The organism is Candidatus Izemoplasma sp. (assembly GCA_036172455.1).
In the GTDB taxonomy this organism is placed as follows: domain Bacteria; phylum Bacillota_I; class Bacilli_A; order Izemoplasmatales; family Izemoplasmataceae; genus JAIPGF01.
Window position 1 is genome coordinate 144,532 of sequence record JAXKVY010000004.1, and the last position, 12,324, is coordinate 156,855.

Annotated in this window: 9 protein-coding genes and 2 riboswitches; all 9 genes read right to left on the minus strand. The window is 37.6% G+C overall.

The features are described 5' to 3' along the window. Window position 1: 1 nt before the first annotated feature. Entirely contained in the window at window positions 2-1,534 is a 1,533-nt protein-coding gene (gene purH, locus UMR38_07025) for a bifunctional phosphoribosylaminoimidazolecarboxamide formyltransferase/IMP cyclohydrolase (protein ID MEC9485613.1), read from the minus strand. Next, a complete protein-coding gene (purN, locus tag UMR38_07030; GenBank protein MEC9485614.1) occupies window positions 1,531-2,103 on the minus strand; it encodes a phosphoribosylglycinamide formyltransferase in 573 nt (190 codons plus the stop codon). The genes purH and purN overlap by 4 nt, the downstream gene beginning before the upstream one ends. Next, complete coding sequence (purM, locus tag UMR38_07035) at window positions 2,100-3,092, minus strand: phosphoribosylformylglycinamidine cyclo-ligase (GenBank protein ID MEC9485615.1); 993 nt, start codon at window positions 3,090-3,092, stop codon at window positions 2,100-2,102. The genes purN and purM overlap by 4 nt, the downstream gene beginning before the upstream one ends. Window positions 3,093-3,100: 8 nt before the next feature. After that, a complete protein-coding gene (purF, locus tag UMR38_07040; protein ID MEC9485616.1) occupies window positions 3,101-4,516 on the minus strand; it encodes an amidophosphoribosyltransferase in 1,416 nt (471 codons plus the stop codon). Window positions 4,517-4,520: 4 nt separating this feature from the next. Beyond that, a complete protein-coding gene (purC, locus tag UMR38_07045) occupies window positions 4,521-5,222 on the minus strand; it encodes a phosphoribosylaminoimidazolesuccinocarboxamide synthase (GenBank protein ID MEC9485617.1) in 702 nt (233 codons plus the stop codon). Beyond that, window positions 5,215-8,928, minus strand: coding sequence for a phosphoribosylformylglycinamidine synthase (locus tag UMR38_07050; protein ID MEC9485618.1), 3,714 nt, complete (start codon window positions 8,926-8,928; stop codon window positions 5,215-5,217). The genes purC and UMR38_07050 overlap by 8 nt, the downstream gene beginning before the upstream one ends. Continuing rightward, complete coding sequence (locus UMR38_07055) at window positions 8,925-9,989, minus strand: 5-(carboxyamino)imidazole ribonucleotide synthase (protein MEC9485619.1); 1,065 nt, start codon at window positions 9,987-9,989, stop codon at window positions 8,925-8,927. The genes UMR38_07050 and UMR38_07055 overlap by 4 nt, the downstream gene beginning before the upstream one ends. Further along, window positions 9,989-10,468: a 5-(carboxyamino)imidazole ribonucleotide mutase gene (gene purE / locus UMR38_07060; GenBank protein ID MEC9485620.1), complete on the minus strand. Its 480-nt coding sequence runs from the start codon at window positions 10,466-10,468 to the stop codon at window positions 9,989-9,991. The genes UMR38_07055 and purE overlap by 1 nt, the downstream gene beginning before the upstream one ends. Before the next feature lie 59 nt (window positions 10,469-10,527). Then, window positions 10,528-10,625: riboswitch (purine riboswitch) on the minus strand. After that, on the minus strand, window positions 10,612-12,081 hold the full coding sequence (gene guaB / locus UMR38_07065) for an IMP dehydrogenase (GenBank protein ID MEC9485621.1): 1,470 nt from the start codon (window positions 12,079-12,081) through the stop codon (window positions 10,612-10,614). (Overlaps the previous riboswitch by 14 nt.) Window positions 12,082-12,146: 65 nt before the next feature. Beyond that, window positions 12,147-12,245: riboswitch (purine riboswitch) on the minus strand. Between the last annotated feature and the right edge of the window lie 79 nt (window positions 12,246-12,324).

Below are 12,324 nucleotides of genomic sequence, written 5' to 3' on the forward strand. Positions count from 1 at the left end.
TCTAATGCTTAAAGTGACGGTGTTGTGTAAAGACCATTGTAATCCCAAGCTCATTACATGCTTTAATGGAATCTTTATCACGGATAGATCCGCCAGGTTGAATGATGTTTGTCACACCATATTGATTGGCTAGTTTAACCACATCATCAAATGGGAAAAACGCATCAGAGGCAAGTGTTAACCCCTCGTGATAATCGTGATCCTTAGCCCATTTAAGCGCTATTTCTGCGGCCCCAACACGGTTCATTTGGCCTGCGCCAATACCAACAGTTTTGGTACCTTTTGTGACCACAATCGCGTTTGATTTTACATGTTTTACGACACGCCAAGCAAACAACATATCTTCGATGTCTTGATTAGTTGGCTGTGTCTTTGTCACACATGTTAAATTGTCCTTAGTGACACATAAATGATCAGTTTCCTGAACCAATACCCCGCCATTAATTTGCGTTAACATGAAACGATCTGAGTTATCTGTCGATGTATCTAGTTGTAATAAGCGTAAGTTCTTTTTCTTTTTTAGAATCGTTAACGCGTCATCTGTAAACTCTGGCGCGATGACAATCTCTAAAAAAATCTTAGATAGAGCACTTGCGATTGATTCTGTGACGGAACCATTTAAAGCAACAATACCGCCAAAAATACTGATAGGATCACTCGCAATCGCATCTAAACATGCTTGGTGTAGTTGCTTATGACTAGCGACACCACACGGATTCATGTGTTTCAATCCAACAACAGTCGGAGCACGATGTTCTTTTAATATATTTAATGCGGCGTTTGCATCTTGAATATTATTATAAGATAATTCTTTTCCATGAAGTTGTTGAGCATTAAATAAACTATACGGAGTGTTGGTTGTTTGATATAAAGCAGCCTGTTGGTGTGGGTTTTCTCCATAACGTAGCACGCTATTATATGTCATACCAATCGTTTGTTTCTCTTTGAAAAGAGGTGTGTCATTACGTAAATACTCAGCAATCACACTATCATAATAAGCGGTATGACGAAAGACTTTAGCACCTAATTGACGTTTTGTCTTTAGCTGAATGTCATTGTGATCATTTAACTCAGTTAAAATGGTATCATAATCTAATGGATCACAAATTACAACGACATCTTTCATATTTTTAGCAGCGCTTCGTAACATTGAGGGACCACCAATATCAATTTGTTCTATTGCATCATCAAAAGCAATATCAGCTTGTTGGATAGTTGCTTCAAAAGGATATAAATTCACACAGACCAAATCAATCGGTAGAATGTTATGATCGTTTAATGTTTTCATATGGCGAGGTATATCACGACGGGCTAATAAGCCACCATGGATTACTGGATGTAATGTTTTTACGCGTCCATCTAACATTTCAGGGAAATGGGTAATTTCTTCAACTGGTGTCGTTGGAATATCATGTTCTTGTAAAACGCTTAACGTTCCTCCAGTTGAAATAATCTCATAATTATGTTGTATTAATCCTTTCGCAAAAGTGGCAATATCGGTTTTATCACTAACACTTAATAATGCTCGTTTCATAATCTCTCCTCCAATAACTGTTGAATGGTTTTAGGGTATAGTTTATGTTCAATCTGATGAATCTCATGTTCAATTTTTTTTCGATGATAAGGGGGTGTTATAGCTAACGCTTCTTGAGCAATAATGCGACCTGTATCCATGCCAGCATCGACATAATGAACGGTTACACCTGTCACTCTCACATTTGCTTTAATCGCTTGACCAATAGCATCTAATCCTTTAAATGCGGGTAATAACGAGGGATGAATATTAATGATTCTATTGGGATAGGCATGTAATAAAGTGGGTCCAATTAAGCGCATGTACCCAGCAAGGACAATTAACGTAATATCGATTGCTTTTAATCGTCTTAAAATCATCTGTTCATATGCTTTTTTAGAGGCATATGAGCGAGGATCAAACACACAGGTTTCAATCTTGTATCGATTGGCCTTTTCTATGACAAACGCCTCTTGATTATCACACACTAACAAGGCTACTTCAGCATCGATATTCCCTCTTAATGATTGTATAACAATTTCTTCAAAATTGCTACCGGTTCCACTAGCAAATATAACTATTTTTTTCATCGGATAGTAACCCCAGGTGTATGTGTGACATGTCCTATGACACGCGCATCTTCATCGCGCAATATGTCTAGACATGGAGTTTCATCAGAAGGATCTATTATAAGAATCATCCCAATCCCCATATTAAAGACATGATACATCTCATCTTTATCTACATTACTAATGTCTTGTAAGTAATTATATATCGGTAGATTTGGTAACTTCTCTGAATCAATTATGACACCCAAATCATCTGGTAAAGCTCTAGGAATATTCTCATAAAAGCCTCCACCAGTAATATGGGCTATACTGTGGATATTGATATGTTCAACAAGTGATAAGACTGGGTTAACATAGAGTTTGGTTGGGGTTAATAATATCTCTTTAAGGGTCTTACCTTGTTGACCTATTTGTTTTGACAAGGCGATATTGTTATCTTTAAATAAGATTTTCCTAACCAAACTATACCCATTTGAATGAATCCCAGAGGATGGTAACCCAATGATCATATCCCCAGCTTTTACATGGTTTTTATCAATCATGTTATCCTTATCAACGATCCCTACCATAAAGCCCGCAATATCATAATCATCTTGTTGATACATGTCTGGCATTTCAGCAGTTTCGCCCCCAATTAAAATTGCGTTCGATAATTGACACCCTTTCACAATGCCTTTTATGACCTCTTCCACAACGAATGGTTTTAGATAAGAGGTCGCAAAATAATCTAAGAAAAATAACGGTCTCGCGCCTTTTGTAATGATATCATTGGCGCACATGGCTACTAAATCAATACCGATGGTATCGTGTTTATTTAATTGCTTTGCGATGGCAAGTTTTGTCCCAATACCATCGGTTCCTGAGACTAAAATGGGGTGTGTCATCTTAAACTGTGATAGATCAAATAATCCCCCAAAATCGCCAATGTTATGGGTATGTTTTTGGATGCGTTTAATCGTGTCATAACCTTTATTTAACGATACGCCAGCGGCTTCATATTGTTTTGACATAATGCCTCCTAGAATTTATCATTTGTATTTGCTTTTGTAATATCTTGATAGGTATAGGTCGGGTAGTTCCCGGTAAAACATGAGGTGCATAATTTAGTGCGTTTTGTCGCGTTTAAAATACCCTTAATACTGATAAACGCTAACGAGTCGGCGTTGATTTCTTCTTTGAGTTCTTGTACAGAATATTTTGCACTGATGAGCTCGTCATAAGTAGAAGTATCCACGCCATAAAAACATGGGTGTGTAATCGGTGGTGCGGCAATACGCATGTGAATTTCTTTCGCACCGGCATCTCTTAATAACTGAATAATTTTTTTAGAGGTGGTACCTCTTACAATGGAATCATCAACTAATATAATCCGCTGATCTTTTATTAAAGATGGAACAGGGGACAATTTCATTTTAACCCCTTTTTCACGCATGTGTTGTGATGGTTTAATAAAGGTACGCCCTACATAACGGTTTTTGATTAATCCCATTTCAATTGGAAGGTTGGTTGCTTCAGCATACCCTAAAGCCGCAGATGTAGAACTGTCTGGGACATACAGTATCATATCCGCATCAACCGGACTTTCCTTCGCTAAAATTCTGCCAGCTTCCTTACGTGACATATGAACGTTGACACCCTCAATATCGCTATCAGGACGAGAGAAGTAGATATATTCCATTGCGCACATATTTTGATAACTTTTCTTGGCATAAAAATCAGAAATCATCTTTCCTTTTTGATTAATGATTAAGACTTCTCCTGGTTTAATGTCGCGAATATAAGTTGCGCCAACAAGTTCAAAGGCACATGTTTCAGAACTTACCACATAGCCGCCATTTAATTTAGCTAACGATAGTGGGCGTAAACTATTTTTATCGCGCATAATATATAATTTGCTTTTTGACAACGCTAAAAAGGCGAAGGCTCCTTCAATTTGATTAAGAGCTTGTTTAATCGCCTCAAGGCGATTTGTTTGTGAATCTTTCTTGATTAAGTGGGCAAATACTTCTGTATCAGATGTTGATTGAAAAATAGAGCCATTAATTTCTAAATGTCGCCTGAGTTCGTTAGAGTTCACTAAATTCCCATTATGACATAACCCAAAATCCCCTGTATGATGTCTGAATAAAAATGGTTGAATATTAGCGACATCACTCCCTCCGGCTGTTGAATAGCGAACATGTCCAATAGCCGTATTTCCTTTTAACGATTTCAAGTTTTCTTCATTAAATACCTCACTGACAAGACCTTGTCCTTTTAACGAATAGAATTGATCACAATCGGTTGATATGATCCCAGCCCCTTCTTGACCACGGTGCTGCAAAGCATGGAGACCATAATACATAACTTCATTTGCATTAGGAACATTAATGACACCAAATACACCACATTCTTCATTCATTTTATCATTAAATAAATAGGTTATCTCATCCATATCATCACATCGTTATCCGATTTAAAATTTCAACGTAAGCTTCTTCAATACTGCCCAAATCACGACGAAAGCGGTCCTTATCGAGTTTTTCTTGTGTCTCTGAGTCCCATAGCCTACAGGTGTCAGGGCTAATTTCATCGGCAAGAACAATGGTACCATCAACCGTTTTACCAAATTCTATTTTAAAATCAACAAGCGTAATCTTTTCTTGATGAAATAATTCTGTTAAATAGTGATTAATGTCTTTTGTTAAATCATACATCGTCTTCAGCTCTTCATAGGAACATAAATTCAAGGCAACAGCGTGATGATCATTGATTAAAGGATCGCCTAATGCATCATTCTTATAACAGATTTCATAAATCGTGTTCGGTGGTATCGTGCCTTCTTTGATATGAAGACGCTTAGCCATAGACCCAGCCACAACGTTTCTTACAATAAATTCTAAAGGAAAGATGTTTACGTTATGACAACGTTGATCCCGTGCGTTGATCCTCTCAATAAAATGTGTCGGAATCCCTTTTTGTTTGAGATAGGTGAAAATAATCGCAGATATTTTATTATTTAAGATGCCTTTGTTTTCAATCTCAGCTTTCTTAACCCCATTAAATGCCGTCGCATCATCCTTATAGTGAATAATGACCTCATTTGCATTATCAGATGCATAGATTTGTTTGGCTTTACCTTCATAGAGTAGCTTATTCATTGTGACCTCCTTGTAAAAAGTACTGTATCCCATTTCTAAAGATATTTTGATCTAAGTTGCCAGTGATATTTTTAAACAATCCTGGCGCATACCGTTCTGAATGTCCCATTTTACCGAGGATTAAACCATTTAAAGAGATAATCCCTTCAATCGCATAATCAGACCCATTTGGATTAAACTTAGGATGACAAGATGGTTGATTTGTGTAATCAACATATTGAAATGCAATTTGTCCGTGTTCTTTTAACTCACGATAGAGTGATTCGTTGATTGTAAAGTTCCCTTCTGTATGACTTACTGGTATCGTATGAATATCACCTAAACTAAAGCTAGATAACCAAGGTGATTTGATTGAAGAGACTTGGGTATTGACAAATCGTGAGACATGTCTATTGATCGTATTTTTATGGAGGGTTGGACTTTGACTTGTTAGTGGTTGAATGTGCCCGTAGGGTAATAATCCTGATTTTACCAAGGCTTGGAATCCATTACAGATACCCAGGATTAAATGCTTTTTATCTAAAAAGGAATGTATCGCTTCTTTAACCTCTTTATGACGCAATACATTAGCAATGAACTTACCACTACCATCGGGTTCATCACCACTACTAAAACCACCACTAAACATCAGAATATGTGATTTATTAATCCACTTGACGAGTTCTTTAATGGAGTGTTTAATTTGTGTCTCATTTTGATTATTGAAGACAAGTGTTTTCACAAACACATGCTTATGTTTAAACGCAGCCATGGTATCATATTCACAATTGGTACCGGGGAAGACAGGCTGTAACACAGTTACCCGACTAACTTTCTTAGGGTAGGTTTGGGCTTCATATGTCATGTCTATAGCATCACTTTCTAATTGAAATCCATGTTGGGCATATAATGGATAAATATCTTTATATCGCGCACGGTTCATTTGTATCGCATCATCAATTGACAAACGTATCCCGTTGATATGTAGTACAGGATCAGAGGTTGTTTGACCCAAGTAATGGATGTGAGCACCTTCTAGACGGACCTTACTTTCGACTAATATTGCGCCATATTTCTTTTGAAAAAGGGGTAACACAGTCGCGACAGTCACACCTATTTTGTTACCGAAACTTGACTTTGCTAAACTTTCCGCGATACCGCCTGTCGTGATTGCGCGGGCACTGACAATCTGCTTTGTTGTAATATGATGATAAATCATGTCAAATTGGGTCTTTAGGGTTGTTAAATTTGGAAGATACGCATCGCTATAATCATAATCAAATAGATACAAATAATGATCGCTTTGTTTAAATTCTGGGGATATAATGTGATCACTGTTTTCGTGCGTAACCGCAAATGACACGAGGGTTGGTGGTACATGTAAGTCTTGATAGGTACCACTCATCGAATCTTTTCCACCAACGGCTGCTAAGTGAAATCCTTTTAATATGTGGTAAGCACCAAGCAATGCGGTAAAAGGTTTAGCCCATTTGTCTGGATCTTTTTCTAAGCGTTCAAAATACTCTTGAAAGGTAAATCGGATAGATTGATGATTCCCACCACACGCGACAATTTTAGCCATCGATTCAATGACCGCATAGGCACTGCCAACATAAGGACTCTTCTCAGAAACAAATGGATCAAACCCATAGGCCATTAATGATACCGTGTCAGTGATACCTTGCTTAACAGGTATTTTATGTACACTCGCTTGTGTTTTAGTTAATTGGTATTTCCCACCATAAGGGGCGAGAACAGTTGTTCGTCCAATCGACGCATCAAACATATCTGATAAGCCTTGCATTGATGCGATTGAAGGAGCCTTTAACATGTGATGAAATTGCGACTCGAGAGTGTCTCCTTCAAATCGTTGATTAAGTGGATTGTGATGAAGGGATTGATTCACCGACACACGTTGGGTTTGTCGCACGCCAGCCGTTTCTAAAAACGACCGTTTAATCCGACAAATCACGTTGTTTTGCCACGTCATTGTTAAATAGTGATCATCTGTGACATCTGCCACTTTGGTGACTTCAATATTCTCTTGTTTACAATAATATTTAAAGGATCTAACATCTTCTTTAGAGACAACGACAGCCATCCTTTCTTGAGATTCACTAATCGCAAGTTCGGTACCGTTAATCCCGTCATACTTCGTTTTTAATTTATCTAAATTGATCTGTACGCCATCACATAATTCACCAATTGCGACACTCACGCCACCAGCGCCAAAATCATTGGCTTTTTTGATCATTTTAGAGACGTTTGGATGACGGAAGAGGCGTTGAATCTTACGCTCTTCTGGAGCATTGCCTTTTTGGACTTCAGAGGCAGACACATCAATCGATTCAGGTGTATGCCGTTTCGATGACCCAGTTGCTCCACCTATGCCATCACGTCCTGTTTTGCCACCAAGTACAAGAATGACATCACCTGGTATAGGGGTTTGTCTAACTAAATCCATTTTTTTAACTGCGCCTATAACCGCACCAATCTCCATCCGCTTTGCTTTATATCCGGGATGAAATAAGGCTTTAACATAAGTCGTTGGTAAGCCAATTTGATTACCGTATGAGGCGTAACCTCGTGCGGCTTCTTTTGAGATTACTTTTTGTGGTAACTTACCATCTAATGTTTTATTCACAGGTTCAGTGATATCAGCTGCGCCAGTAATACGCATTGCTGAATAGACATAACTACGCCCACTTAATGGATCTCTAATCGCTCCGCCAATACATGTTGAGGCTCCACCAAAAGGTTCAATCTCTGTGGGATGATTGTGTGTCTCGTTTTTAAACATCAATAACCAAGGTTCTTTTTTACCATCGACAGTTATCTCGATTTCAATGCTTGCCGCATTGACTTCTTCAGATAGTTCTAAATCATCTAAATGACCGAGATGTCTTTCAAGTCTTGCATTAATGGTTGCTAAATCCATTAATGTGAGTGGTGTTGTTCGATGAGTTATATTACGGGTATGAAGATAATCTTCAAACGTTGATTTAATCATCTGTGATAGATTATTTTCAGAAAATGTGATATTTTCTAAGGCTGTTTCAAACGTTGTATGACGACAATGATCTGACCAATAGGTATCTAAGATTTTAATTTCAGTTTCAGTAGGATCTCGGTCTTCCGCTATAAAATAATCCTGAATGAAGAGTAAGTCATCAAGTGACATCGCTAAATTAAGTGTCTCATGCATATGTTTGAGGGCACTTTGATTGCGATTAATAAACCCTTTATGTACTCCAATAGGTTTAGGAGAAGGCGGTGGGGATAATGTTAAAACTGACAGATTTTTTTCTTGAGATTCGACAGGATTAATTAAATACTGTTTTAATTTTTTGAGTTCTTTCTGTGTCAATACTTCATTGAAACAAATCACAAACCCACTTGTCACCGTTGCTTTCGTAGAAGGGTCTAAGAGTTGTAAACATTGCATCGCAGAGTCAGCCCGTTGATTGAATTGTCCCGGGAGTGACTCGATTGCGATATGATGTAATGTTTCTGGTAATGTCTCATAGATATTATCACGATTTGGTTCGCTAAAAACAGTTGTTAAACTGTGAGTAAGTAGGTATTGATCTATATCAAAAAGGTCATATATGATAAAATACCTTAATGACGGTAATGTGATCATAAGGGTATCTTTAATGTCTTGTTTCAGTGTCTCTGTTTCTATTTGTAAAGATGGGTTCCGTTCTATAAAGAGTCGCTTTTTCATGACATCGCCTCAATAAGTGTTGTGATCTCTGTAATTAGTTTATGTGAATTGTTATGAACAAAGGTAACATGCCCCATTTTGCGTTTAGGACGGGCATCGGTTTTATGATACATGTGAATATGGCCAAAAGGAATGTCTTTTATGTACTTTAGATAATCTAAATCTTCACCAAGGATATTTAACATGAGTGTTGGGGATGTTTGAGTAGGCATTTTGACTTTCTCACCTGTCATCGCTAAGATATGATTATCAAATTGAGATACCGTTGTACCTTCTATTGAGAAATGGCCTGAGTTATGAGGTCTTGGCGCAAATTCATTAAAGATTACCATATTATCTTTAACAAAGAATTCAACTGCAAGCGTACCAACATAATCCAGGGTATCTACTAGTGATTTGGTATAGGATTTGGCTTGTTTCACAACCGTTATTGGCAATGGCTCTGTGACATCAGATAGCCATAAAATCCCCTCTTTATGGGTATTTCTAGGTAGGGGTTGAAAAGCACATTCGCCTGATAAATCTCTTGTGACAATACAACTGATTTCATAATCAAAGTCAATATATTCTTCAACGATTATCTCTTGACTTATGTCAATAGATGTTTGATTTAGATCATCATGCGTTTGAACAATATATTGTCCTTTTCCATCATATCCTCCTGTGGTTGTCTTTAAAATAACAGGTGGTACAATGCTTTTAATATCTGTCAACATATGAAATTGCGGTGTTGGAATATTCAATGATTGGGCAAACTCTTTTTCTGTAAAACGATGTTTAGAGACAGTTAAGGCTTGTGCTTTTTGGGGAAACATAAAGGCGTATTCTTCAACTAAATCTATATCCACATTTTCAAACTCATAGGTCATGACATCGACTTTATTGACGAGTTCATCAAAAGCTGTTTTATCATCATAAGACGCACAAATCATCTCATCAGCTACGTGTCGTAATGGACAGTCAGAATGTGGATCTAATCCAACAACATAATGGTTGTTTTTATGAGCGGCTTCAGCCATCATCATCCCTAACTGGCCACCACCTATAATTCCGATTTTCATTAAATCACAAGCTTTCTATTATCAAGGACGTACTGTGTTTGCTTTTTGCGATATGTCTCAAGTTTTAAAGCGATATCCTGATCGGTTAAAGCGAGTATGCTTGCGGCATATAATCCGGCATTTTTGGCGCCATTAATCGCCATTGTACCTACTGGAACACCTGGGGGCATCTGAACAATTGAAAGCATTGAATCTAACCCATTTAATTTAGACGTTTTAATTGGAACACCAACGACAGGAAGTGGTGTTAAAGAGGCAATCATACCTGGTAAATGCGCAGCCCCACCTGCTCCTGCGATAATGATTTGACGACCTAAGTCTTTTGCATTTGACGCAAACTCATATAAATGCTTTGGCGTACGATGAGCACTTACCACATCGCGTGCATATTCAATCCCTAAACTTTCAAGAATCAAACACGCCTCTTTCATAATTGGCCAATCAGATGTAGATCCCATGACAATACTTACACGTTTCATTTTTTCCTCCTATTTCATATAAAAATGAGATTTTTCACAAAGAAAAATCTCATTGGTTATCAATGATATTTTCTTTGCGTAGTCCTAGATTTACGGTCTAGGGTAGAGACTTGTTTCCTTATTAAACGATTATACGCAAATGATTATTTAGTATAGTTAGGTGCTTCTTGGGTGATGTTTACATCATGAGGATGTGATTCAACTAATCCCGCACCTGTAATTTTAACAAACTGTCCCTTTTTAATGAGTGTTGGTATGTCTTTTGTTCCACAGTATCCCATACCAGATCGTAAGCCGCCACATAGTTGGTAAATTGTGTCAGCTAATTCTCCTTTATAAGGAACGCGTCCTTCAATACCTTCAGGCACTAATTTTTTCGCTTCACCTGTTCCTTTTTGGAAATATCGATCACTCGACCCACGCTTCATAGCCGCTAGAGACCCCATACCGACATACGTTTTAAAACGGCGGCCATTAAAGACAACTTCTTCACCAGGGGATTCTTTTGTGCCAGCGAGTAATGATCCAAGCATGACAGTGTTTGCGCCTGCGGCTAATGCTTTGACAATATCCCCACTAAATTTGATACCACCATCCGCAATAACACAGATATCAGTATCTTTTAAATAGTGATACACATTGTTAATGGCCGTAATTTGTGGAACACCAACTCCAGCAATTACGCGTGTTGTACAAATTGATCCTGGACCAACCCCCACTTTAATTGCGTTTGCGCCTGATTCAACCAGTGTTTTTGCAGCATCCTTGGTAACAACATTACCAGCAATAATATCAAGTTCTGGGAACATTTTACGTACTGCTTTAACGGTTTCTATGACACCTTCTGAATGACCATGAGCACTATCGACTGTAATGATATCAACCCCAGCTTCAACCAATGCTTTTACACGATCTAATGTATCTACACCGACACCAACGGCTGCGCCACAACGTAAGCGCCCACTATCATCCTTTGATGCATTTGGGTAGTTCACAACATTATCAATATCTTTTATTGTGATTAACCCTTTTAAGATATCATGATTATCGACAATAGGGAGTTTTTCAATCCGGTTATCAAGTAAAATCTGTTTGGCTTGATCTAAACTCGTACCGACAGGCGCTGTGATTAAGTTCTCTTTGGTCATGATTTTTGTGACTAACGTATCATCAAGTGTTCGGTATCGTAAATCTCTATTGGTAATAATACCTTGCAGCGTATCATTTTCACTGACAACAGGAAGACCTGATATTTTATACTTAGACATTAACTCTTCAGCATCAAACAGTGTGCTTTTATTGTTAAGTGTAATCGGGTTTAAAATCATACCACTTTGTGATCGCTTTACATAATCAACTTGTTTGGCTTGATCAGAAATTGGCATATTTTTATGGATGAATCCAATACCTCCTTGACGGGCTAACGCAATAGCAAGTCTTGCTTCTGTGACAGTGTCCATCGCTGCCGATAGAATCGGGATGTTTAATGAAATATTTTTCGTTAGTTGCGTCTTTAATGAGACTTGATTAGGTGTTACTGATGATGCTTGTGGGATTAACAAAACATCATCAAATGTTAATCCTTCTTGAATTAATTTACCATGTAAATCCATGTGATCTCCTCCAATTAAAAATGGGTTTCTCCGTATGATAGGACATACAAAGAAACCCATAACATTGTTATAGATCAATTGTACGTAGTCCTAAATTTACGGTCTAGGGTAGAAACTGTTTTCCATATTAAAACGATTATACGTATTTGATAATTTATTCTAACAAATTAATCATTTAATAACAACCACCTAATGGTAAAATATAACGGTTTTCTAATGTAAGTGTTTTCAAATAAAAAAAAC

Bases quoted from the DNA above. Each gene is read 5' to 3' on its own strand.
- purH (MEC9485613.1), bottom strand. From the start codon at position 1,534: ATGAAACGAGCATTATTAAGTGTTAGTGATAAAACCGATATTGCCACT.
- purN (MEC9485614.1), bottom strand. From the start codon at position 2,103: ATGAAAAAAATAGTTATATTTGCTAGTGGAACCGGTAGCAATTTTGAA.
- purM (MEC9485615.1), bottom strand. From the start codon at position 3,092: ATGTCAAAACAATATGAAGCCGCTGGCGTATCGTTAAATAAAGGTTAT.
- purF (MEC9485616.1), bottom strand. From the start codon at position 4,516: ATGGATGAGATAACCTATTTATTTAATGATAAAATGAATGAAGAATGT.
- purC (MEC9485617.1), bottom strand. From the start codon at position 5,222: ATGAATAAGCTACTCTATGAAGGTAAAGCCAAACAAATCTATGCATCT.
- UMR38_07050 (MEC9485618.1), bottom strand. From the start codon at position 8,928: ATGAAAAAGCGACTCTTTATAGAACGGAACCCATCTTTACAAATAGAA.
- UMR38_07055 (MEC9485619.1), bottom strand. From the start codon at position 9,989: ATGAAAATCGGAATTATAGGTGGTGGCCAGTTAGGGATGATGATGGCT.
- purE (MEC9485620.1), bottom strand. From the start codon at position 10,468: ATGAAACGTGTAAGTATTGTCATGGGATCTACATCTGATTGGCCAATT.
- guaB (MEC9485621.1), bottom strand. From the start codon at position 12,081: ATGGATTTACATGGTAAATTAATTCAAGAAGGATTAACATTTGATGAT.